The sequence below is a fragment of the Alphaproteobacteria bacterium genome (assembly GCA_041396705.1).
In the GTDB taxonomy this organism is placed as follows: Bacteria; Pseudomonadota; Alphaproteobacteria; order CALKHQ01; family CALKHQ01; genus CALKHQ01.
This window is the reverse complement of sequence record JAWKYB010000018.1, coordinates 92688-115417: the sequence shown is the minus strand read 5'-3', so window position 1 is coordinate 115417 and position 22730 is coordinate 92688. Positions and strand designations below refer to the sequence as shown.

16 protein-coding genes, 3 tRNA genes, 3 rRNA genes and 1 pseudogene are annotated in these 22730 nt (G+C 66.1%); 8 read left to right on the top strand and 15 right to left on the bottom strand.

Annotated elements, in window-relative coordinates; all coding sequences use genetic code 11:
• Positions 1-600 (bottom strand): hypothetical protein (locus tag R3F55_22355; protein ID MEZ5670120.1); only part of this gene is annotated, 600 nt, incomplete at its 3' end.
• A gap of 107 nt (positions 601-707) precedes the next feature.
• Between R3F55_22355 and R3F55_22350 the strand changes: the two genes are divergently transcribed.
• Positions 708-2033 (top strand): ISL3 family transposase, encoded by a 1326-nt coding sequence (locus R3F55_22350; GenBank protein ID MEZ5670119.1) that lies wholly within the window; start codon positions 708-710, stop codon positions 2031-2033.
• Between the two features lie 18 nt (positions 2034-2051).
• On the top strand, positions 2052-3272 hold the full coding sequence (locus R3F55_22345; GenBank protein ID MEZ5670118.1) for an IS256 family transposase: 1221 nt from the start codon (positions 2052-2054) through the stop codon (positions 3270-3272).
• A 224-nt stretch (positions 3273-3496) separates the two neighbouring features.
• On the opposite strand, the gene R3F55_22340 is transcribed toward R3F55_22345, so the two are convergent.
• From R3F55_22340 to rplM, 9 genes are all read right to left on the bottom strand, one after another.
• Complete coding sequence (locus R3F55_22340) at positions 3497-4381, bottom strand: hypothetical protein (protein ID MEZ5670117.1); 885 nt, start codon at positions 4379-4381, stop codon at positions 3497-3499.
• Between the two features lie 7 nt (positions 4382-4388).
• A tRNA-Met gene (locus R3F55_22335) sits at positions 4389-4465 on the bottom strand.
• An 80-nt stretch (positions 4466-4545) separates the two neighbouring features.
• Positions 4546-4660 (bottom strand): 5S ribosomal RNA (gene rrf, locus R3F55_22330).
• Positions 4661-4873: 213 nt separating this feature from the next.
• A 23S ribosomal RNA gene (locus R3F55_22325) occupies positions 4874-8035 on the bottom strand.
• 454 nt (positions 8036-8489) lie between these two features.
• Positions 8490-8566 (bottom strand) — tRNA-Ile (locus tag R3F55_22320).
• A 136-nt stretch (positions 8567-8702) separates the two neighbouring features.
• Positions 8703-8778 (bottom strand) — tRNA-Ala (locus R3F55_22315).
• Positions 8779-8982: 204 nt separating this feature from the next.
• Positions 8983-10493, bottom strand: a 16S ribosomal RNA gene (locus tag R3F55_22310).
• Together the 16S, 23S and 5S rRNA genes with 3 tRNA genes alongside form the textbook arrangement of a ribosomal RNA operon.
• Before the next feature lie 527 nt (positions 10494-11020).
• On the bottom strand, positions 11021-11500 hold the full coding sequence (gene rpsI / locus R3F55_22305; protein MEZ5670116.1) for a 30S ribosomal protein S9: 480 nt from the start codon (positions 11498-11500) through the stop codon (positions 11021-11023).
• A gap of 4 nt (positions 11501-11504) precedes the next feature.
• Positions 11505-11966 (bottom strand): 50S ribosomal protein L13, encoded by a 462-nt coding sequence (rplM, locus tag R3F55_22300; GenBank protein MEZ5670115.1) that lies wholly within the window; start codon positions 11964-11966, stop codon positions 11505-11507.
• 214 nt (positions 11967-12180) lie between these two features.
• Between rplM and R3F55_22295 the strand changes: the two are divergent.
• The 3 genes and pseudogenes from R3F55_22295 to R3F55_22285 all read left to right on the top strand — a co-directional run bounded on the left by R3F55_22295 (position 12181) and on the right by R3F55_22285 (position 14914).
• Positions 12181-13020: pseudogene (locus R3F55_22295) on the top strand (enoyl-CoA hydratase).
• 92 nt (positions 13021-13112) lie between these two features.
• Positions 13113-13604 (top strand): CoA-binding protein, encoded by a 492-nt coding sequence (locus R3F55_22290; protein ID MEZ5670114.1) that lies wholly within the window; start codon positions 13113-13115, stop codon positions 13602-13604.
• Positions 13601-14914 (top strand): O-acetylhomoserine aminocarboxypropyltransferase, encoded by a 1314-nt coding sequence (locus R3F55_22285; protein ID MEZ5670113.1) that lies wholly within the window; start codon positions 13601-13603, stop codon positions 14912-14914. The genes R3F55_22290 and R3F55_22285 overlap by 4 nt, the downstream gene beginning before the upstream one ends.
• Positions 14915-14947: 33 nt before the next feature.
• Here R3F55_22285 and R3F55_22280 read toward each other — a convergent pair whose 3' ends face one another.
• The 4 genes from R3F55_22280 to R3F55_22265 form a co-directional block, all read right to left on the bottom strand.
• Positions 14948-15769 carry an ATP-binding cassette domain-containing protein gene (locus R3F55_22280; GenBank protein ID MEZ5670112.1) on the bottom strand — a complete coding sequence of 274 codons (822 nt, stop codon included), beginning with the start codon at positions 15767-15769 and terminating at the stop codon, positions 14948-14950.
• Positions 15770-15782: 13 nt separating this feature from the next.
• Positions 15783-16718, bottom strand: a complete 936-nt coding sequence (locus R3F55_22275) for an ABC transporter permease (protein MEZ5670111.1) — start codon at positions 16716-16718, stop codon at positions 15783-15785.
• 220 nt (positions 16719-16938) lie between these two features.
• Positions 16939-17898 (bottom strand): substrate-binding domain-containing protein, encoded by a 960-nt coding sequence (locus R3F55_22270; protein ID MEZ5670110.1) that lies wholly within the window; start codon positions 17896-17898, stop codon positions 16939-16941.
• A gap of 97 nt (positions 17899-17995) precedes the next feature.
• Positions 17996-19021 carry a sterol desaturase family protein gene (locus R3F55_22265; protein MEZ5670109.1) on the bottom strand — a complete coding sequence of 342 codons (1026 nt, stop codon included), beginning with the start codon at positions 19019-19021 and terminating at the stop codon, positions 17996-17998.
• A gap of 166 nt (positions 19022-19187) precedes the next feature.
• Here R3F55_22265 and R3F55_22260 point away from each other — a divergent pair, with 166 nt between their 5' ends.
• Positions 19188-20216, top strand: coding sequence for a LacI family DNA-binding transcriptional regulator (locus tag R3F55_22260; protein MEZ5670108.1), 1029 nt, complete (start codon positions 19188-19190; stop codon positions 20214-20216).
• Positions 20217-20385: 169 nt separating this feature from the next.
• The gene (locus R3F55_22255) at positions 20386-20730 is read left to right on the top strand and encodes a hypothetical protein (protein MEZ5670107.1); all 345 of its coding nucleotides are present in this window, start codon (positions 20386-20388) and stop codon (positions 20728-20730) included.
• A gap of 145 nt (positions 20731-20875) precedes the next feature.
• Here R3F55_22255 and R3F55_22250 read toward each other — a convergent pair whose 3' ends face one another.
• Positions 20876-21538, bottom strand: a complete 663-nt coding sequence (locus tag R3F55_22250) for a lipid-binding SYLF domain-containing protein (GenBank protein ID MEZ5670106.1) — start codon at positions 21536-21538, stop codon at positions 20876-20878.
• Positions 21539-22004: 466 nt separating this feature from the next.
• Between R3F55_22250 and R3F55_22245 the strand changes: the two genes are divergently transcribed.
• Positions 22005-22337 (top strand): hypothetical protein, encoded by a 333-nt coding sequence (locus tag R3F55_22245; GenBank protein ID MEZ5670105.1) that lies wholly within the window; start codon positions 22005-22007, stop codon positions 22335-22337.
• The last annotated feature ends 393 nt before the right edge of the window (positions 22338-22730 follow it).

The following is a 22730-nucleotide window of genomic DNA, read 5'->3' as shown; positions in this document are numbered from 1 at the left end:
CCCCAGGATCAGCTCGACCTGCCGCTTCAACGTGTTCATCGCCGTAAACGTCGGGTCGGCGTGCAGCAACAGCCGCAGGCCCGAACCTGCGTCCAGGCGACGGTCGAGAACCACCGGCGGTCCGATGATGCGCCCGTCCGTGGCGGCGAAGCCGCCGGGTCGGCTGGGGGCGCTCTCGGCAACGAAGCTCGTCAGATGCTCCTGCAACTGACGTGAGAGCAGACTCCAGCGCCGCAGCAGCTCATCGGCCGGATGCAACGAGAACGAGCGGCCGCTGCGGGTGCGCGGTCGGATCATGACCAGGTCGGAGGCCCGCAGCCGGTCGACCAGGCGCATGGCGGAGCCGTAGCTCATGCCCGATGCGGCGACCGCAGAAGAGGTTGTCGCGACCTGGCCCAGAAAGTGGCTGCGCAACAGGTACAGAATCATCTTCAGGCCCTGCGGCCCGCTCTTGAGGCCGAGGGTATCAGAGATCTCCATGTCGAGCTGTTCGACTAGGTCCAGCACGCGCAGCTGTTCGGGGCTGCCCGGCAGATGCGCGGGCACCATGTCTCCACGCTCGTAAGGGCCTTCGGGCTCGCGGACGACATGGTGCTTCATGGGTCTACGCTAGCATCGGGCCGTCGCTTGGGACACCGTTCCCGTCCACGCTTAGAATGCGTTTGAGAAAGGGGCTTCCCCCGACGCGGCGCGCTGGGATTCACCCTATGCATGTGGACAGCAGCGACGCGAGGTGTGGATCGGCGTGGAATAAGGGCTCTGACTCAATTTCGGTGCAGGATGCCCTGTATATTGTGGCGCAGCTATATGGTGCGCTCAATATGTGGGAGAGCCTGGCCATGCGCCAAGTTTGTCACGTTCAATCACTGCTGCCGTCGGGCCTGAGGGTCGAACATGTCGCGATTGATGGCGGCGAGATTGTCGCCGTTGCGCGGTCGCGATCGGCGGCATCCGAGTGTCCTGCGTGTGGTCGCGCCTCGAGGCGGGTCCATAGCCGATACTTGCGGTGCCTGGCCGACCTGCCGGCGCATGGTCGTCGGGTCCGGATCCGCCTGGAGACCAGACGGTTCCGATGCGGCGGTGCCGGTTGCCGGAGGAAGATCTTCGCCGAGCGGTTTGACGGCGGAATCACGCAACCCTTTGCGCGGCGGACCTCACGGCTGCAGGGCATTGTCCGTCATCTCGGCCTCGCCCTCGGCGGCCGCCCAGGTCAAAGTCTCGCGCGGCGGCTCTTGTTCCCCGTCAGCAAGGACACGCTGCTTCGGGCAGTACGGTCCCCAACCATTGCGCAGCCGGCGACACCCCGGATCGTGGGCATCGATGATTGGGCATGGAAGCGCGGGCACCGTTATGGAACGATCGTCTGCGATCTTGAGCGGCGGCGCATCATCGACGTGCTGCCTGACCGTGAGGCCGCGACGGTCGAGGCCTGGCTCACGGCGCGGCCTGCCATCCGCGTCGTGTCGCGAGATCGCGGCGGCGCCTATGGACCGGCCGTCAGCCGGGCATTGCCCGAAGCGCGGCAGGTCGCCGATCGTTGGCATCTGATGGAGAATGCGAGCAGCGCGTTCCTCGACGCGGTACGCAGATCGATGCGATCGATCCGTCAGGCGCTCGGCGCGACCGAGATCAACCCCGCGCTTTTGACCTGCGCCGAGCGCATCCAGTACGAAGGCTTTCTCCGCCGCGAGGAGACCAATCGGACCATTCTCGTCCTCTTCGACGCAGGAACGCCGATCAAGGCGATCGTGCGCCGCACCGGCTGCAGTCGGCAGGTGGTTCGCCGGGTGGTGCGCGGCGAAAGAGATGACGTATTCCGCATTCGCAAGAGCTCGTTGGAGCCATGGCTCGTCAGGCTGAACGAGGAGTGGGCTGCCGGCTGCCGAAATGGTGCCGAACTCTGGCGCCGCCTGAAGCGCGCTGGCTTCAAGGGCAGCTTGCGTGTCGTCACGGAATGGGCAACACGGCGTCGACGGGCTGAAGGAGAGTGTCCGGTATCTTGTGTAAGTGAGTGCAGCGGGCCCAAGATGTAGTGGTTGGAGGGGCCTGCGATGCCGATACTGCGACCTGAGCTTCTTGACGAGCTGCTGGCCGGCTACGAGAAGCCGGATGACCTGCTTGGCGAGGAGGGTTTGTTCCGGCAGCTGAAGAAGGCGCTGCTGGAGCGAGCGCTCGGCGCCGAGCTGGCGGAGCATCTGGGCTACGACAAGGGGGACCCGGCCGGCCGCGGCACGGGCAACAGCCGCAACGGCTACTCGGCGAAGACGGTTCTGACGGACGACGGCGAAGTGGACCTTGCGGTGCCGCGCGACCGCAACGGCACATTTGAGCCGCTGATCGTGCCGAAGGGCGAGCGGCGGCTGGACGGCTTCGACGACCGGATCGTGTCGCTCTATGCCCGTGGCATGACGGTGCGTGAGATCCAGGGCCATCTGCAGGAGCTCTACGGCATCGCAGTGTCGCCGGACCTGATCAGCCGGGTGACCGACGCCGTGCTCGAGGAGGTGCGGGAGTGGCAAAGCCGGCCGCTCGACCCGCTCTATCCGGTGGTGTTCTTCGACGCGCTCAGGGTGAAGATCCGCGACGAGGGCCTGGTCAGGAACAAGGCGGTCTACGTCGCGCTGGCGATCACGGCCGACGGCGACAAGGAGGTGCTCGGGCTGTGGATCGAGCAGACGGAAGGCGCCAAGTTCTGGCTGAAGGTGATGAACGAGCTGAAGACCCGCGGCGTCGCCGACATCCTCATCGCCGTGGTCGACGGCCTGGCGGGCTTCCCGGAGGCGATCGGCGCCGTCTTCCCACAGACGACGGTGCAGACCTGCATCGTCCACCTGATCCGCAACTCGCTGAGCTTCGTGTCGTGGAAGGACCGCCGTTCGGTGATGCCCGATATCCGGGCGATCTACCGCGCCGAGACGGCCGAGGCGGCGGCGGCCAGGCTGGATGAGTTCGAGGCCCGGTGGGGCGCGCGCTACCCGGCGATCGGCCCGACCTGGCGGCGGGCCTGGGAGCACGTCGTGCCGATGTTCGCCTTCCCGCCGGCAATCCGCAAGATGATCTACACCACCAACGCGCTGGAGAGCCTGCACCGCAGCTTGCGCAAGATCATCAAGACCCGCGGCAGCTTCCCGAGCGACGAGGCGGCGGCCAAGCTATTGTTCCTGGCGATCCGCAACGCCGGCATCCATTGGAAGCGTCCGATTGAATGGACCGCCGCGATGGGGCAGTTTGCCATTCTGTTTGCCGACCGATTTTCGGTCTCAGCGCGCTGAGACCGAAAATCGAAAATGCCCGCTGCAATGCTTACACAGACTGTCGGACAGACCCGCGGTCGCCGCCGCGCTGTCTGAGCCTTGGTCAAACGGACAGACGGAAGGCCAGATCACCAAGCTGAAGCTCGTCAAGCGGCAGATGTATGGCCGTGCCAATCTCGATCTTCTTCGCGCCCGATTGATCGGAGCCGAACGATGAACCCTCAGTGTGCACCGAGATTGGGTCAGAGCCGAATAAGGACCCCGACACCGGTCGGCGCGTCTCGCGGCTGAACCCGCCCGAGCAGTGGGTGGTCCGCGACGAGCCGGACCTCAGGATCGTGCCGCAGCCGCTGTGGGACGCGGTCAGGGCGCGCCAGGAGGCGGTCGCCCTGGGCCCTCAGACAGCAGTCCGCAACGCCGAGCGGCCGCCGTGGGAGCGGCGCCGGCCGCGCTTCCTGCTCTCCGGGCTGGTGAAGTGCGGGGTCTGCGGCGGCGGCTACGTCCAGATCAGCAAGAGCCTGCTCGGCTGCGCCAGCGCCCGCAACAAGGGCACCTGCGCCAACCGCCTCAACATCCGCCGCGACACGCTGGAGGCGACCATCCTCGACGGGCTCAAGGCCCGGCTGATGGACCCCGAGCTGTTCAAGGTGTTCGTCAGCGAGTTCCACGCCGAGCTCAACCGGCTGCGCGGCAACGCCGACGCCGAGCAGGAAGCGATGCGCAGCGAGATCGCCCGCATCGACCGGCAGCTGGAGCGGCTGGTCGACGCGGTACTCGCCGGCGGCGACGCCCGCGTGCTCAACGCCCGCATGCGCGACCTGGAGGAGCGCCAGCAGGCCCTCAAGACCAAACTCGATCAAGCCGGGACGCCACTGCCCCGGCTGCATCCCAACCTGGCCGAGGTCTACCGGCAGAAGGTGGCCGCGTTGCACGAGGCGCTGGCCGATCCTGCGCAGGGCCATCAGGCGATGGAGCAGGTCCGCGCGCTGGTGGAGAAGATGGAGCTGAAGCCGGAGGGCGGCGAGCTTCGGATCGACCTCTACGGCGCGCTCGCGGGGATCCTGGCGCTGTGCGAGACCGGCAACAGCACAAAGCCCGGTCGCGAGGTCCGGGCTTTGTGTGAGCAATTAGAGGTGGTTGCGGGGGCAGGATTTGAACCTGCGACCTTCAGGTTATGAGCCTGACGAGCTACCGGGCTGCTCCACCCCGCGTGAGAGGGCGTATTGGGTTGGTTTGGCGTTTCGGAACAATGGGTTTGGGGATTTGAGTTTTTTGGGGCTGTGTTCGGAGGGCCCGGCGGCGACCTACTCTCCCACGTCTTGAGACGCAGTACCATTGGCGCGGAAGGGTTTCACGGCCGAGTTCGGGATGGGATCGGGTGGGGGCCCTTCGCTATGACCACCGGGCTGTCGGAACACGGCCCCGCCCGCTTGGCGGGCTGGGTTTGGCGCCTGCATGGCGGGGGGTGTGTCGGTGTGACGAGGTCTTGGCGTGCGGGCCCTTGGGGGCCTGCGGCCGGCCGGGATCGGGTCCCGGGGCGTGTGTCTTCTGGTCTTGGATCTGTGCATGGATGGTCTGGCCGGCCGGGGTCTCATCGGCTGATGAGGGCCCGTCCGGGATCTGGCAAGCCTGTCGAGCGATTAGTAAAGCTCAGCTTCACGCGTTACCGCGCTTCCACATGCTTCCTATCAACGTGGTGGTCTACCACGGCTCTCAGGCGAGACCTGGTTTTGAGGGGGGTTTCCCGCTTAGATGCATTCAGCGGTTATCCCGTCCGCACTTAGCTACCCGGCGATGCGGCTGGCGCCACAACCGGTCCACCAGAGGTGCGTCCATCCCGGTCCTCTCGTACTAGGGACAGCGCCTCGCAAGTCTCGTACACCCACGGCAGATAGGGACCGAACTGTCTCACGACGTTCTAAACCCAGCTCACGTACCACTTTAAATGGCGAACAGCCATACCCTTGGGACCTGCTCCAGCCCCAGGATGTGATGAGCCGACATCGAGGTGCCAAACCTCCCCGTCGATGTGGACTCTTGGGGGAGATCAGCCTGTTATCCCCGGCGTACCTTTTATCCGTTGAGCGATGGCCCTTCCACGCGGGACCACCGGATCACTAGGACCGACTTTCGTCTCTGCTCGACTTGTCAGTCTCGCAGTCAGGCGGGCTTGTGCCCTTACACTCAACAGCTGATGTCCGACCAGCCTGAGCCCACCATCGCGCGCCTCCGTTACTCTTTGGGAGGCGACCGCCCCAGTCAAACTACCCACCATGCAGGGTCCCGGACCCGGATCACGGGCCGCGGTTAGACGCCAGAGAACGAAAGGGTGGTATTTCAAGGGTGGCTCCACGCGACCTGGCGGCCGCGCTTCAAAGCCTCCCACCTATCCTACACATTCACCCTCTAACGCCACTGCAAAGCTATAGTAAAGGTGCACGGGGTCTTTCCGTCTGACCGCGGGAACTCCGCATCTTCACGGAGAATTCAATTTCGCTGAGCCGATGTTGGAGACAGTGGGGAAGTCGTTACGCCATTCGTGCAGGTCGGAACTTACCCGACAAGGAATTTCGCTACCTTAGGACCGTTATAGTTACGGCCGCCGTTTACCGGGGCTTCGATTCAAAGCTTGCACCTCTCCTCTTAACCTTCCGGCACCGGGCAGGCGTCAGACCCTATACGTCGCCTTGCGGCTTCGCAGAGCCCTGTGTTTTTAGTAAACAGTCGCCACCCCCTGGTCTGTGCCCCCGACCCCTGGTTGCCCAAGGACCGGGCCCTCTTCTCCCGAAGTTACGAGGGCATTTTGCCGAGTTCCTTCAACATCGTTCTCTCAAGCGCCTTGGTATACTCTACCAGTCCACCTGTGTCGGTTTCGGGTACGGTCATACGTGGAAGCTATTTCCTGGAACGGCTTCACCGCACGGACAATCCGATCAGCCCGCACGATACACGCCATCCGTCACTTTCCACTGGCCCAGGACTATTAACCTGGTTCCCATCGACTACGCCTTTCGGCCTCGCCTTAGGGGCCGGCTCACCCTCAGCGGATTAGCCTTGCTGAGGAACCCTTGGACTTGCGGCGAGAGGGTTTCTCACCCTCTTTGTCGCTACTCATGTCAGCATTCGCACTTCCGATACCTCCAGGACCCCTCACAGGTGTCCCTTCGCAGGCCTACGGAACGCTCCGCTACCGCTCGGACGCAAGCGTCCGAACCCGCAGCTTCGGTGTGTGGTTTGAGCCCCGGTACATCTTCGGCGCAGGACGGCTTGCCTAGACCAGTGAGCTATTACGCTTTCTTTAAAAGATGGCTGCTTCTAAGCCAACTTCCTGGTTGTCTTGGCCTTCCCACTTCCTTTCCCACTTAACCACAACTTGGGGACCTTAGCTGGCGGTCAGGGCTGTTTCCCTCTCGTCCCTGGACCTTAGCACCCAAGGACTGTCTGCCGCGCTCTGCTCTGCGGTATTCGGAGTTTGGTTAGGTTTGGTAAGCCTCGCGGCCCCCTAGCCCATCCAGTGCTCTACCCCCGCAGGCAATACGCGACGCGCTACCTAAATAGCTTTCGCGGAGAACCAGCTATCTCCGGGTTTGATTGGCCTTTCACCCCTAGCCACAGGTCATCCCCTGACTTTTCAACGTCAGTGGGTTCGGTCCTCCAGTGCGTGTTACCGCACCTTCAACCTGCCCATGGCTAGATCACCCGGTTTCGGGTCTGATCCGACGAACTCATCCGCCCTGTTAAGACTCGCTTTCGCTGCGCCTACACCTTCCGGCTTAAGCTTGCTCGCCAGACCAACTCACTGACCCATTATACAAAAGGTACGCCGTCACGGGCTCGCCTCCGGCGACCCCTCTTTCCCTTTGTTCCCTCAAGCGCCGGGCGCGGGCCATCCGGCCCGCTTGGCTTTCGGCGCATAAGCGCCGGCGCGCGGTCGCGCTTGCCTCAGCCCCTCGCGGGGCTTCGGATTGGCGCAACCCCCGCAAGGCCAAGGCCTTGGCCGTAGATCCGAAGACCATCCGGCCGGGGAACGAGATGTCTGGAAAGAGTCTGTGCGGCTCACCGTAGGTGAGCCCGCTCCGACTGCTTGTAGGCATCCGGTTTCAGGAACTGTTTCACTCCCCTCGTCGGGGTGCTTTTCACCTTTCCCTCACGGTACTGGTTCACTATCGGTCGCTGAGGAGTACTTAGGCTTGGAGGGTGGTCCCCCCACGTTCAGACAGGGTTTCACGTGCCCCGCCCTACTCGAGGACGATCGAGAACACTACCAGTACGGGACTGTCACCCCCTGTGGTCCGCCTTTCCAGACGGTTCCTGTTCTCTCTCGATCGCCACTGGCCTGGTCCGCGTTCGCTCGCCACTACTAACGGAGTCTCGGTTGATGTCCTTTCCTCCGGGTACTGAGATGTTTCAGTTCCCCGGGTTCGCTTCTTGACCCTATGGATTCAGATCAAGATGACCGCCAGAAGATAGAGTTAAGAGTTCCGTGAAGCGCAAACTTGCGTTTGCGCCGGCACCAGCCCGCTCCCGCCCCTGACCAGAATAACTGGCCAACCACCCCAAGCCTACCCGCGAAGGGTGCTTGGGCCGGATGAGCGGGCTTACGCAACCGCCACCATCACCAAACCCTTAAATTCTATCTTCTGAAGTCGGGTTGCCCCATTCGGAGATCCGCGGATCAAAGGGTGCTCTCCCCTCCCCGCGGCTTTTCGCAGAGTGCCACGTCCTTCATCGCCTCTCAGCGCCAAGGCATCCACCAGATGCCCTTACCAAAACGCTTGCCAGCAAACCAAACGCATCCACGCCCAGATCGAAGACCAGAACGCAGACACGCCCCGCATCCCGCCACACCAGCCAGCCCGACCGCCGGCCCGCACGCCCGCACGCCCCCGAAGGGCCGCGCCGTCACGCGAACCTGGCCTGCCGATCCAGCACGGCATGCAACGCGATGCATGCGGCTTGTTTGCAAGACCTCGTTGAACAGACGCCCATCCCGCCGTTCCCGCAGCGCCCAGCCGCACGCCCCGAAGGACACGCCGCCAATCCGCCCAGGTCCGGCACGATGCCGCCTGTTCCATTGTTCCGATTCACCATGTCAAACAACCCGCCGGGCATGCCGCCCGGACAATCCCCGCTTCGTACCGAAGCCAGGAGCCAGGGGACCCCTCCGTCCCCTCGCCGCTCGCTTCCGCAACCCGCGCCCGCCGAACCCGCCTCGCACCTGGCCGGCGCGACAAGTGGTGGGCCTGAGAAGAGTCGAACTTCTGACCTCACCCTTATCAGGGGTGCGCTCTAACCAACTGAGCTACAGGCCCGTAGCCCTCTCGTCCCGCCCGCCGCCAGCCTCTCTCCGCCAGCACCGCTCCGACAGCCTCTCTCCGGCAACGGCGCCGCCTGGTGGAGGTGCCCTGGTGGAGGTGCCCTGGTGGAGGTGCCCTGGTGGAGGTGCCCTGGTGGAGGTGAACGGGATCGAACCGATGACCTCCGGCTTGCAAAGCCGGCGCTCTCCCAGCTGAGCTACACCCCCGAGGGCCACGGCCGACCGGACCGCCCCAAGCCGGGCCGCCCAGACAAGACCGCCCAAACAAGGCCGCCAAACGGCCATACCGCCAGGCCAAACAGCCTGGACACGGGTTCCCGATGGAAGGGATACGCAGACGGCGGCCTCGGCACGCCTGATTGAAGCACCGGATCCCCTGCCGCCGAAGCGGCAACCGGATCCGATCCTTAGAAAGGAGGTGATCCAGCCGCAGGTTCCCCTACGGCTACCTTGTTACGACTTCACCCCAGTCGCTGACCTCACCGTGGTCGGCTGCCTCCCCAATCCGAAGATCAGGGTTAGCACACCGGCTTCGGGTCAAGCCAACTCCCATGGTGTGACGGGCGGTGTGTACAAGGCCCGGGAACGTATTCACCGTGGCATGCTGATCCACGATTACTAGCGATTCCACCTTCATGCCCTCGAGTTGCAGAGGACAATCCGAACTGAGACGGCTTTTGGAGATTAGCTCACCGTTGCCGGATCGCTGCCCATTGTCACCGCCATTGTAGCACGTGTGTAGCCCAGCCCATAAGGGCCATGAGGACTTGACGTCATCCCCGCCTTCCTCCGGCTTGTCACCGGCAGTTCCCCTAGAGTGCCCGGCCGAACCGATGGCAACTAAGGGCGAGGGTTGCGCTCGTTGCGGGACTTAACCCAACATCTCACGACACGAGCTGACGACAGCCATGCAGCACCTGTGTGGGGCCCAGCCGAACTGAAGGATCCCGTCTCCGAGACCCAAAACCCCCATGTCAAGGGCTGGTAAGGTTCTGCGCGTTGCATCGAATTAAACCACATGCTCCACCGCTTGTGCGGGCCCCCGTCAATTCCTTTGAGTTTTAACCTTGCGGCCGTACTCCCCAGGCGGTCGGCTTAATGCGTTAGCGCCGACACCGAACAGCTTGCTGCCCAGCGTCTAGCCGACATCGTTTACGGCGTGGACTACCAGGGTATCTAATCCTGTTTGCTCCCCACGCTTTCGCGCCTCAGCGTCAGATACGGTCCAGGTCGCCGCCTTCGCCACCGGTGTTCTTCCCAATATCTACGAATTTCACCTCTACACTGGGAATTCCACGACCCTCTCCCGTCCTCAAGACCGCCAGTATCAAGGGCAATTCCGAGGTTGAGCCCCGGGATTTCACCCCTGACTGAGCGGTCCGCCTACGCGCCCTTTACGCCCAGTAATTCCGAACAACGCTAGCCCCCTTCGTATTACCGCGGCTGCTGGCACGAAGTTAGCCGGGGCTTCTTCTACGGGTACCGTCATCATCGTCCCCGTCGAAAGGGCTTTACAACCCGAAGGCCTTCTTCACCCACGCGGCGTTGCTGGATCAGGGTTGCCCCCATTGTCCAATATTCCCCACTGCTGCCTCCCGTAGGAGTCTGGGCCGTGTCTCAGTCCCAGTGTGGCTGATCATCCTCTCAGACCAGCTACCGATCGAAGCCTTGGTAAGCCATTACCCCACCAACGAGCTAATCGGACGCGGGCCCATCCCAAGGCGATAAATCTTTCCCCCCGAAGGGGCTCATACGGTATTAGCGCCAGTTTCCCGGCGTTATTCCGTACCTCAAGGCAGGTTCCCACGCGTTACTCACCCGTGCGCCACTCTCACCAGACCGAAGCCTGGATCCCGTTCGACTTGCATGTGTTAAGCACGCCGCCAGCGTTCGTTCTGAGCCAGGATCAAACTCTCAGGTTCAACCTCGCCAGACCCATCCAGCACCAGTCGCCCAGCACCAAACAAACCCAGCTCAATCGATCAAGGTCACCCGACAGTTGTCTCCCCCGTGCCCCAAGCCCAGACCAAAGAAGCCAAAACCCCAATAGCCCAAACCAAAAGCACAAGAAAACGTACGCATCCAGAAATGCGACAAACAACCGCCATGGCGCCCCATGCACCAAAGCCGCCGCCCGCGCATCCCTTCCATCTCTCCATCACAATGTCAAATAGCCACGGCCGTCGCGCCAAGCACGGACACAAACCGACCCGCCACCGAAACAGCCCAGGCTGAGCCGGCTGGCGAGACATCATGTCCATGAAGGTTCGGGCGCACGCCGAACAGACCGCCTATATACACATCCCGGCCGAGGCGCGCAAGGACGATTGTCGCGAAATCGTCACGCCGCCGGCCGCGACATGCCACCGCAGGGCGGCGACCCCTGCGCCGGCCTCCCTCTGCGCCGACCGGGGCGGCACGCAACGGCGCCGCCCCGCATTCCGTTCGCTCAGCGCTTCGAGAACTGGAAGCTGCGCCGCGCCTTGCGCTTGCCGTACTTCTTGCGCTCGACCACGCGGCTGTCGCGGGTGAGGAAGCCGCCGGACTTCAGCGCCGGGCGCAGGCCGGGCTCGTAACAGACCAGCGCATTGCTGATGCCGTGGCGTACCGCGCCGGCCTGGCCGGACAGGCCGCCGCCGGCGACGGTGCAGTTGACGTCGAACTGGTTCAGCCGCTCCGCCGCCGCGAACGGCTGGGCCAGCAGCATGCGCAGCACCGGCCGCGCGAAATACTGCTCGACCGCGCGGCCGTTGACGGTGACGCGGCCGCTGCCGGGCGACAGCCACACGCGGGCGACCGCGTCCTTGCGCTTGCCGGTGGCGTAGGCGCGGCCCTGGGCGTCGAGCTTCGGCTTCGGCGCCTCGGCCTCCGGCGCGCCGACGGCGCCGAGGTCCTTCAGGTCGGACAGGGTCTGGGTCTCGTTCGCCATCGGTCTAGTTCCGCTTGTTCTTCGGGTTCATCCCGGCCACGTCCAGCAGCTCCGGCTGCTGCGCCGCGTGCGGGTTGTCGGGGCCGGGATAGACCCGCAGGTGGCCGAGCTGGGTGCGGCCGAGCTTGCTCTTCGGCAGCATCCGCTCCACCGCCTTCAGGATCACCCGCTCGGGATAGCGGCCGTCCAGAATCTCGCCCGCCGTCGCCGACTTGATGCCGCCGGGGTGGCCGGTGTGGCGGTAGTAGACCTTGTCCTTCAGCTTCGCGCCGGTCAGCCGCACCTTCTCGGCATTGACGATCACCACGTGGTCGCCGCAGTCCATGTGCGGGGTGTAGGTCGGCTTGTGCTGCCCGCGCAGGCGGTCGGCGACGATCGCCGCCAGCCGGCCCAGGATCAGCCCGTCGGCGTCGATCAGCACCCAGCGCTTGTCGATCTCCGAGGCCTTCATCGAATAGGTTTTCATGCCGCAAGGCTCGCTTATGCAGACAGTCGGATCAGGGCGCGGGGTGTACGCGCCCGCGCGGGCCGCGTCAATGCAAAAGCGCGCGTCATGTGGATTTTTTCCGCTGTTTTTCAATCCGCTAGCATTGCGGTATATAGATACCGACATGCAGCCGGCGTTGACACGGCGCCGGCACGGCGGCGAAGATCGCCCGCGATCAGCACAGGAGCCGGCGATGGCCGAGGCGACAGGGGCGGCAGCCGCCGCCCGCGATACCGAGCCCGGCGCGGGCGAAGCCGCCCCGCTGGTGCTGCGCCACGACAGCGACGGGGTCGCGACGCTGACGCTGAACCGGCCGCGGCAGTACAACGCCCTGTCCGAGGAGATGCTCGACGCCCTCGCCGCCGCGCTCGCCGCCGTCGGCGGCGACGCGGCGGTGCGCGTGGCGGTGATCGCCGGGGCCGGCAAGGCGTTCTGCGCCGGCCACGACCTCAAGCAGATGCGGGCCAGGCCCGACCAGGCCTATTACCGCGCCCTGTTCGCCAAGTGCTCGACCGTGATGCAGGCGGTGGCGGCGCTGCCGGTGCCGGTGGTGGCCCGGGTGCACGGCATCGCCACGGCGGCCGGCTGCCAGCTGGTCGCCCAGTGCGACCTGGCGGTGGCGTCGACCGAGGCGCGTTTCGCCGTGTCCGGCATCGATGTCGGCCTGTTCTGCTCGACGCCGGCGGTGCCGCTGAGCCGCGCGATCGGGCGCAAGGCAGCGATGGAGATGCTGATGACCGGTGGCTTCATCGACGCCGAGACCGCGCTGGCCCGCGAGGCTGGTCAACCGGGTGGCGCCGCCGGAGGCGCTGGACGCGGCGGTGGCCGCGCTGACCGCCGCGATCGCCGCCAAGTCGCCGGTGGCGGTGCGCACCGGCAAGGCGCTGTTCTACCGCCAGCTCGAGCTCGCGGCCTGGCCGACGCCTATGCGCTGGCCGGCGAGACCATGGCCTGCAACATGATGGCGGAGGATGCCGGCGAGGGCATCGACGCCTTCATCGCCAAGCGGCCGCCGGTCTGGCGCGGCCGCTGAGCGCAGGCGGGCGGCCGCGCCGGCGCGCGCCTTGATTTCGGCGGCGCCGGCTGGCATGTCCAGCGGCTGAACCGCAAGCGCACAGGGCGGGCATGGACCACGACAGCTACAGCAACGACTATCTGCGCGCCATCCTCGGCCGGGTGAAGACCATCGCCATGGTCGGCGCCAGCGCCAACTGGAACCGTCCCAGCTTCTTCGCCATGAAGTATCTGCAGGACAAGGGCTATCGCATCATCCCGGTCAACCCGCGCGAGGCCGGCAACGCGATCCTCGGCGAGACGGTGTGCGCCGGCCTCGACGCCCTGCCCTGCGCGGTCGACATGGTCGACATCTTCCGCAACGCCGAGGCGGCCGGCCCGATCACCGACGACGCCATCCGCATCGGCGCCAAGGTGGTGTGGATGCAGCTGGGCGTGCGCAACGACGAGGCCGCCGCGCGGGCGGAGGCGGCCGGGCTGGACGTGGTGATGAACCGCTGCCCCAAGATCGAATATGCCCGGCTCCACGGCGAGCTCGGCTGGAACGGCTTCAATTCGCGCGTCATCTCGTCGAAGCGGCGCAAACTGAGGGAAAAGCAATGAGCCAGGACCACACCCCGGGATTCAACACGCTCGCCATCCACGCCGGCGCGGCGCCCGATCCGGCCACCGGCGCGCGCGCGCTGCCGATCTACCAGACCACCTCCTATGTGTTCGACGACGTCGACCACGCCGCCTCGCTGTTCAACCTGCAGACGGTCGGCTTCATCTATTCCCGCCTGACCAACCCGACCGTGGCGGCGCTGGAGGAGCGGGTGGCGGCGCTGGAGAACGGCCGCGGCGCCACCGCCACCTCGTCCGGCCATGCCGCGCAGATCCTCGCCTTCTTCCCGCTGATGCACCCGGGCGACGAGATCGTGGCGGCGAAGAAGCTTTATGGCGGCTCGCTGAACCAGATGGCGCACAGCTACAAGAAGTTCGGCTGGAACGCGAAGTTCGTCGACCCCGACGACCCGGAGAACTTCCGCGCCGCGATCACACCGCAGACCAAGGCGCTGTTCATCGAGAGCCTGGCCAACCCCGGCGGCGTGGTGGTCGACATCGCCGCGGTCGCCGCGATCGCGCACGAGGCCGGCGTGCCGCTGATCGTCGACAACACCATGGCCAGCCCGGCGCTGTGCCGGCCGCTGGAGCACGGTGCCGACATCGTCGTGCACTCGACCACCAAGTTCCTGTCCGGCAACGGCACCTCGGTCGGCGGCATCGTCGTCGACAGCGGCCGCTTCGACTGGGCGCAGAACGCCAAGTTCCCCAGCCTGACCACGCCGGCGCCGGAATATCACGGGCTGACCTTCTACGAGACCTTCGGCGACATGGCCTACACCGTCTACGGCCACGCCATCGGCCTGCGCGACCTCGGCCCCAGCCAGGCGCCGATGAACGCCTGGATCACCATGCTCGGCATCGAGACGCTGGGCCTGCGGATGGAGCGGCACAGCCAGAACGCGCTGAAGGTGGCGGAATATCTCGAGGCGCACCCGGCGGTTGCCTGGGTCAACTACGCCGGCCTGCCGTCCAGCAAATACAAGGCGCTGGCCGACAAGTACCTGCACGGCGGCTATGGCGCGGTGTTCACCTTCGGGCTGAAGGGCGGCTACGACGCCGGCGTCGCGCTGGTCGAGAGCGTGGAGCTGTTCAGCCACCTCGCCAACATCGGCGACACCAAGTCGCTGATCATCCACCCGGCCTCGACCACCCACCGCCAGCTGACGCCGGAAGGCCTGGCCGCAGCCGGCGCCGGACCCGACGTGGTGCGGCTGTCGATCGGCATCGAGGACGTCGCGGACATCATCGCCGACCTGGCCCAGGCGCTGGACAAGGCCAGCGAGGCGGCGGCACAGGCGGCGGAATAACCGCCGCCCGCCGCCGCACTGAGGGGCGCGCGTTCAGGCCACCGGCGGCGGGTGGCCGGCGTGCGTTTCCATATAGCCTTCGATCTCGGCTTCCAGCTCCGACATCGCCTCGCCGCCGGCCATCAGGTCGGTGATCGCCTCGCGGGTCTTCTCGCCGCGGCGGAAGTCCGCCGCCAGCGCGCCGCGGATCAGCACGGCATAGTGGTCGCCCACGGTCATCGCGTGCGTCACCTGGTGGGTGATGAAGACGACCGCCAGCCCGCGCCGCTTGGCCTCCAGCACGATGCGCAGCACATGCGCGGCCTCCTTCACGCCGAGCGCGGCGGTCGGCTCGTCGAGGATCAGCACGCGGGCGCCGAAATGCACGGCGCGGGCGATCGCCAGCGACTGGCGTTCGCCGCCGGACAGCCCGCCGACCAGCCGGTCGCCGTCGTCGATGCGGGTGATGCCGAACGCCTTCACCGCCCTGACGGCGATCTCGTTGGCCTTCTTGCGGTCGTAGACCTTGAACGGCCCCCAGCCCCTGCTGGGCTCGACCCCGACGAAGAACGACCGCCCGATGCTCATCAGCGGGAAGGTGCCGCCGAACTGGTGCACGGTGGAGATGCCGCGGTCGGCGGCGTCGCGCGGCCTGTCGAAGCTGATCTCCTGGCCGTCCATCAGGATGCTGCCGCGGGTCGGCTTGTGCACGCCGGCGAGGATCTTGATCAGGGTCGACTTGCCGGCGCCGTTGTCGCCGAGCAGGCACAGCACCTCGCCCTGGTGCACCTTCAGCGAGATCTCGTGCAGCACGTCGATCGGCCCGAACGACTTGTCGACGTTCCGAAGCTCGAGAATGGGCGTACGCTCGGTCATCGCCGCTGTCCCCCTATCTCTTCTTCGGGCCGGCATAGCTCAGCGCCATCCGGCGAAAGGTGTTGTTCATCAGCACCGCGATCAGCAGCATCACGCCGATGATCAGGTTGGACAGGTTGCGGTCGAAATCGGTGTAGCTGATGCCCTGGGTCACCATCGCGAAGGTGACGGTGCCGAACACGATGCCGATGACCGAGCCGAAGCCGCCGGTCAGCAGCACGCCGCCGACCACCACCGAGATGATCGAGTTGAAGATCAGCGCGAAATTGGTCGAGGTCTGCGCCGAGTTGAAGGTCAGCGTCTGGCAGAAGCCGGCGAAGGTGGCGCACATCGACGACAGCATGAACAGGCCGATCGTCAGCCTGCGCGTCGGGATGCCGGCGTTGCGGGCGCTGACCTTGTCGCCGCCCAGCGCGTAGAGCCAGTTGCCCCAGGGCGAGAAGTGCAGGAAGAACATGCACAGCGCGATCAGCGCCAGCCACCAGACGATGATCACCTGATAGCCGCCCAGGTAGAACTCGCCGAACACCGCCTTGGCCCAGGCCGGCGCCGCCAGCGCGACGCGGGTCGAATCGGTCAGCAGCAGCGACATGAACAGGGTGACTCCGGCCACCGCGAACAGCGTGCCCATGGTCACGATCAGCGACGGCACGGCGGTGCGGACCACGATCATGCCGTTGACCCAGCCGACCAGCGCGGCGAAGGCCATGGTGATCGCGATGCCCAGCGGGATCGGCAGCTCGTAGAAGCCGGAGACGATGCCGAGGATCATCGCGCCCGCCGGCATCATCGCGCCGACCGAGATGTCCAGCTCGCCGGCGATCATCAGGAAGCCGATCGGCAGCGCGACGATGCCCAGCGTCGCCGCGACGTTAAGCCAGCTGGAGATGCCGTTGACGATGAATGTCGTGCCGCCGAAGATCGAGAAGAACACGAAGACGAAGACCATGCCGAGAAACGCGCCGGTCTCCGGCCTTCTGATCAGGCCGCCGAGCGAGGGGCCGGAGCGCGGGTTCGCGCCGCCCTGCTGCGCCTCAGCATGCACTGCTTGGCTGGCCATGCCGATTTCCCTGCCGAGCTGTCCCGGGTGTCGCGGATCATGCCTGCCGGCGTCCGGCCCGTGAAGGGCCGGGTGCGCCGGCAGGCACAAACGGGTCAGGCTTGCCGGCCTAGCGGGCGCCCCGCTCGACGCCGACGAGCGCGGACTGGATGTTCGACGCGTCGACGATCGCCGGGCCGGTCAGCACCGGATCGGTCGCCAGTTCGGTGCCGAAGTCGATATGCGCCGCCAGCATCGAGGTGGCGAGGAAGCCCTGCAGATAGGGCTGCTGGTCGATCGCCATCGTCTGGGTGCCGGCCGCGATGCGGTCCAGCACGGCCGGGCTGAGGTCGAAGGTGCCGAGCAGCACGCGGTCGGATGCGCCGGCCTGCTCGATGCCGACGGCCGCGGCGTCGGACGCCCAGGCCGCCAGGGTGATCACGGCGTCGATCGAGTCGTCGTTCAGCAGCTCGGCGCGGATCGCCTCGGCGGTGCCGGTGACGTTCTGGTCAAGGTTGGCCGGCAGCGGCAGGCGCACGACCTCGGCGCCGTGCCGCGACGCGCCCTCGGTCACGCCGTCGCACCGCGTCTCCAGGTTGACCGCGCCCGGCACCTGGATGTGGCAGAGGATCTTGGTCGCGCCGTTCTGCGCCAGATACTCGCCGCCGGCGACGCCGGCCACATACTCGTCGGAACCGAAGTAGTTCAGGCCGTGGATGTCGTCCTTCACGTCGGCGCCGGAGTTGTACATCATGATGACGATGCCCTGCTCGGCGGCCGCCTGCAGCGCGGGCACCTGCGATTCCGGCACCCACACCGGAATGGCGATGCCGTCGACGCCCTGGCTGACGGCGGTGTTGATCAGCTGCACCAGATCGGGTCCGAAATTGTCGTAGTTCTGGGTCCGCAGATAGTTGACAGAGCCGCCGTTGGCCTCGACCACCAGCGTGGCGTCGTCGACGCCCTTCTTGATCAGGTTGAAGAAGCCGTCGTCGATCGAGCCGGCGATCACGGCGATGTCGGCCGCCATCGCGCTGCCGGACATCAGGGCGACGACGGCGGTGGCGGTCAGGGTCTTCACTGGTTGCATGGACATTTCCTCCCGGTTTGTTTGCCGCTCTGCGACGGCGGTTGCGTAATGGTCTCGTCTGCCCGTGCCGGCGCGCACCCGGCCGGGCACCAAGGCGTCACTCCAGCGTGGCGCCAAGCTTTCTGGCGTTCATCCGCGCGCGTTTCCTCTCGAAGCGGGCCTGCATCCGGGCATCGCCGGCCTTGGTGCCGTCGTGCCAGGTGCCGAACCACCGATCGAGCGGGACCAGGCCCTCGCCGCCGTAGTTCACCTCGAAATACTTGTGATGCAGGTAGTGGGCGTAGGCCTCGCTTCTGATGAAGGCCTTGCCGGCGATCTCCAGCCGGTCGAAACCGATGTGGCCGTTGATCGCGCCGAAGCCGGCGACGTGCAGCTGGAACAGGCCGACGATCGGGTTGGACGGGATCACCAGGTGCCACAGCGCGACAGCGTGGTAGAGCAGGCTTTCCACCGGGTGCATCGACAGCGACGACCACGGCGTCGGGTTGATCGAGTTGTGGTGGACCGAGTGGACCCACCGGTAGAGCGGCCCCCAGTGGATCAGCCGGTGGATGAAAAAGAAGTGGATCTCGTGGATCGCCGGCACCAGCAGCACCTGCGCCGCCAGCCAGACCGGGTGGTCGGCCCAGCTCAGCCACGCCGCATAGCCGTTGGCGAAGCACCACAGCATGAACACCTCGACCGCGGTCCACAGCGGGATCGAGATCAGGAAGGTGCGCAGCGCATTGTCGACGTTCTGGCTCTTGAACCAGAACACGTCCGAGCGCTGATCGCCGGGGAACTTGGCGTTGTACTTGAACCGGTTGCCCTGGCTGCGCTGCGCGTAGAAGCGCAGCTCGATCGCGCCGAACAGCACCAGCACCGCGGCGGCGTTGACGCCCAGCAGCCACAGGGCCCAGCCCCAGCCGAGCTCGCGCATCGTCGCGACGTCGGGCACGACGAAGAACCAATAGGCCAACGCCGTGGCCATGTGCAGCGCGTTCCAGGGAAACAGATAGCCGGGGAGCCACTTCAGGATCTTCACCGGGTCGAACGGGCGCTGCCAGAACGGCGCGATCTCCAGCCCGGCGCTCGGCGCCCAGTCGCCCCGCTTGTTGCGCGTCCCGCTCTGCAGATCGTCCATCGCGCCCCCTCCACCCGGGCCGCTGCGGGCCCGAGACAACGCTGCGCGGAGCGGTATGGCATTGACCCGAATCGTTCAAGCAGCGATGATACTTATTGACAATTTTTGTCTCATTGATCTCAGCAAGCGGCGATCTGTTGAGATGAAATGAAACGGAATTCTGGACATGGCGCGACCCACCATTCGTGACCTCGCCCAGGCGGCCGGCGTGTCGGTTTCGACCGTCAACCGGGTGCTGGGCAACGCCGGCACGGTGCGGCAGGCCACGATGCAGCGGGTGCACGCGGCGGCGGAGCGCATCGGCTTCTACGGCCTCGGCGCGATCCGAAGCCATGTCGCGGCCAGCCGCCCGAAGCACCGCTTCGGCTTCCTGCTGCAGCAGCCCACGCGCGCCTGGTACCGCAGTCTCGGCCAGGCGCTGGAGGCGGCAGCGGCACGCATCGAGGACCGCGAGATCGACGTGCGGATCGAGTTCGCCGCCGATCTGTCGCCGCAGCACGTGGCGTCGCGCCTGGTCGCGCTCGGCGACGACTGCGACGCCGTCGGCGTGGTCGCCGCCGTCCACCCGCTGGTCAAGCAGGCGGTGGAGACGCTGCGCCAGCGCGGCGTGCCGGTATTCGCGCTGATCTCGCAGCTTTCGGCGACCGGCGACGTCCACTATGTCGGGCTCGACAACTGGAAGGTCGGCCGAACCGCGGCCTGGGCGTTCGCGCACATCTGCAGGGCACCGGGCAAGCTCGGCATCCTGGTCGGCAACCATCGCTACCGCTGCCAGGAGATGAACGAGAGCGGATTCCGTTCCTATTTCCGGGAGTTCGCCCCCGCCTTCACCCTGCTGGAGCCCCTGTCGACGTTCGAGACGGCGGCCATCGCAGAGGAGATGACCGAACGGCTGCTGCGCGAGCATCCGGACCTGACCGGCCTGTTCATCTCCGGCGGCGGCATCACCGGCGCCATCGCGGCGCTGCGCGCCAGCGGCCGGGCCGGCGACCTGGTGGCGGTCGGCTACGAGATGATGGACGCCACGCGGACCGCGCTGGTCGACGGCGTGCTGACCCTGGTGATCGCCCATCCGCTCGCCCGGCTGGCCGCGGAGACGATCGGCGGCATGATCGCCGCCGCGCCCGCCGCGGCCGACGCCGCCACGCGCACCGTCGTGCTGCCCTTCGACATCTTCACGCGCGAGAACATCTGAGTCGCAGGCTCATTCGATCTAAGAATATATACTATATTTCAAATATTTACGGAGCAGTCTTTGCATATCTTATGAAGCACGCCGTCGATCCGCGACAGCCGGCCGGCATGAACCGATCGGCGCCGCCATGCGACCTCCGGTAAGACCGCAGATCCTGGAGGACACGATCATGAACCCACGACGCATCGCCGCCCTCACGGCCCTGTTCGGCGCACTCGTCGCCTCTTCGTCCGCCATGGCCGACGGGCCCTATCAGTTGCAGCAGGTCCAGCCGCCGCGGCTCGTGCCGATCATGCGCTGCGAGGTCACGCCGCTCGGCAGCGGCGGCGGGGTCTGGGTGTTCAACGGCGCCAGCGTGCCGTTCACCCTGCCGCAGGGCACGCAGCTCGCCTGGCAGACCAGCGGCGGCCTCAGCGGCACCTTCACGGTGGGCGCCGGCGGGCTCGAGGCCGGTCACGGCATCCTGGTCGGCACCGCGCCAACCGGCCATAGCTGCTCCGCCCGCGTCGTCTAGAGCGATCTCAGTTTCGATGGGATAGTTGTTTTTAGATCAGTGTATTACAAACGGAATATGATCCAAGAACCTAGACATTTCGAGCCATAGGCAACCACGGGAACGGCGGCGGAGTGCCACGCGCTCCGCCGCTTGCGGTGCGCGCCTATTGCGGCAGCGCGCCGGACAGCGGATCCGGCTCGGACTCGACGACCTGACCCTCCAGCACCTGCCGCGCCGAAAGCTGGGCGCCGTAGTAGCCGTCGTTGGCGTCCTCATCCCAGGAGATGTCCGAGGCGCTGGCGGCGAGCCCGGCATAAATGCCCTCGGCATCCGACCAGACCACCACGTCGCTGCCGTCGGTCGACACCCCGGCCCCGGCGCTGAGGTCGACGATGGCGAAGCCGGCTCCGGCCTCGAGCGAGAAGGCGCTGCCGTCCTTGAAGGCGTCGACGGCCCGGTCGCTCATCAGCATCATCACCACCGGGCCTTCGGTGAAGCCGATCTGCGCGCCGGCGCTGACCGCGGCGATGTCGTAGAAGGCCGGCGCGCTCCAGCCGGCGGCGGTGCGCGCGGTCATCACGCCGTTGCCGCCCCAGCCGCCGACCAGCACCGCGCCCTGCGCGAAGTCCGGCACGACGTAGACGCCCTTGGCCTGCTGGGCCAGCGACAGCGCATTCGGGTCGGCCTTCATCGCGGCGACGACCTCTGCCGCCTGCTGCACCAGCACGGTCGCTTCCATCGCGTCGCGGTTGTCGGCGGCCAGGGCCGGCGCGGCGGCCAGCATCGCGGTCAGCGAGACGCCGCCGATCCTGTTGGCAAGGCGCATGACGAATTCTCCATTGTCGTTTCGGGACTGCTGTGAGCGTACCCATGCCCGTACCGGAAGTTGGGTTCTCCGCCAGCCGCTCGAACGAGGGGCGATGCACGCGCCCCGGATCCGCAGTATGCCTCGGCGCGCCATCCGGCGTAACACCCTTGTGGAACCACAGGCCGGATGCCCTCTACCCCGTCCTCGATGCGGGAATCGGCGTTCAAACAGATCCTGGTCCAGTTCTCGCCCTACCTGCCGTCCGCGGTCTACAAGGCAGTCAAGGCCAAGCCGATCGGCGAGATCTACGAGATCTGCGATGCGGCGCGATACAAGGCGGTGTTCGACGTCACCTGGAACCGGACGTTCAAGCAGGCCAATTTCCAGATCTTCGGCGGCCGCGACGTGCCGGCTTCGGCCGTGCCGGCCTTCACCCTCGACGTCGAGGACGTGACTCGGCCGAAAGATCTACCTGCAGAGCGGCGTGATCGAATCCTGGGGCACCTACTACCACGAGGCGATCCACTACCTGCAGCACCGCGACCTCTACCCGATCTACTACGCCATCGGCGGCGCGGCGCCGTTCAAGATGGAAGGCCTGACCGAGTACTGCACCCGCTACGGCAGCTCCCGCGTCGCCCAGGAGCGCGAGCGGCACAACAGCTACCAGCGGAATTTCCTGCAGACCAAGTCGTGGATCGGCTCGGACCTGAAGCGCGAAGGCGACCTGTTCGAGGTCAATTTCCAGGGCACCGGCCTGCCCAAGGACGCCAGCAACGCCAAGATCGTAAACCTGTTGCAGGGCATCGTGCCATAAGCCTGCAGCCAGAAGGCTCTTGCGAAGTAGGTCCGTATCGGCCGCCGCGCGCGCCTGGCAGGTCGCCGCACGGGAGATGGAGCGGCCCGGCCGCGGCGCTGGCATCAGGGCAACGGGACCGCCCGCACCCCGGACCAGTTGCCGCGAAACGGCAACGGAGTCGCAATATAGCCCAGCCAGGCGCGCCCCGCCGACGGCGACGCTCCAGGTGCCCAGGCCGTCGCCGATCCCGCCGCCGGTTCCCACTGCGCGCGGATTGGCGGCGTCGGTCACGTCAACGAAGGCCACCTCTGCATCGCCGGCGGAAAGCGCGCGCGGATCAGCGACGGCCCGGCCTGCCAGCTGGTTGCTGTGCCCCTGACTGTTGAACCAGGCATTGCTGGCAGCGTCGCA

Bases quoted from the DNA above. Each gene is read 5' to 3' on its own strand.
- R3F55_22255 (MEZ5670107.1), top strand. From the start codon at position 20,386: ATGAACCCACGACGCATCGCCGCCCTCACGGCCCTGTTCGGCGCACTC.
- R3F55_22285 (MEZ5670113.1), top strand. From the start codon at position 13,601: ATGAGCCAGGACCACACCCCGGGATTCAACACGCTCGCCATCCACGCC.
- R3F55_22345 (MEZ5670118.1), top strand. From the start codon at position 2,052: ATGCCGATACTGCGACCTGAGCTTCTTGACGAGCTGCTGGCCGGCTAC.
- R3F55_22275 (MEZ5670111.1), bottom strand. From the start codon at position 16,718: ATGGTCTTCGTCTTCGTGTTCTTCTCGATCTTCGGCGGCACGACATTC.
- R3F55_22265 (MEZ5670109.1), bottom strand. From the start codon at position 19,021: ATGGACGATCTGCAGAGCGGGACGCGCAACAAGCGGGGCGACTGGGCG.
- R3F55_22290 (MEZ5670114.1), top strand. From the start codon at position 13,113: ATGGACCACGACAGCTACAGCAACGACTATCTGCGCGCCATCCTCGGC.
- R3F55_22260 (MEZ5670108.1), top strand. From the start codon at position 19,188: ATGGCGCGACCCACCATTCGTGACCTCGCCCAGGCGGCCGGCGTGTCG.
- R3F55_22280 (MEZ5670112.1), bottom strand. From the start codon at position 15,769: ATGACCGAGCGTACGCCCATTCTCGAGCTTCGGAACGTCGACAAGTCG.
- rplM (MEZ5670115.1), bottom strand. From the start codon at position 11,966: ATGAAAACCTATTCGATGAAGGCCTCGGAGATCGACAAGCGCTGGGTG.
- R3F55_22270 (MEZ5670110.1), bottom strand. From the start codon at position 17,898: ATGCAACCAGTGAAGACCCTGACCGCCACCGCCGTCGTCGCCCTGATG.
- R3F55_22250 (MEZ5670106.1), bottom strand. From the start codon at position 21,538: ATGCGCCTTGCCAACAGGATCGGCGGCGTCTCGCTGACCGCGATGCTG.
- R3F55_22350 (MEZ5670119.1), top strand. From the start codon at position 708: ATGCATGTGGACAGCAGCGACGCGAGGTGTGGATCGGCGTGGAATAAG.
- rpsI (MEZ5670116.1), bottom strand. From the start codon at position 11,500: ATGGCGAACGAGACCCAGACCCTGTCCGACCTGAAGGACCTCGGCGCC.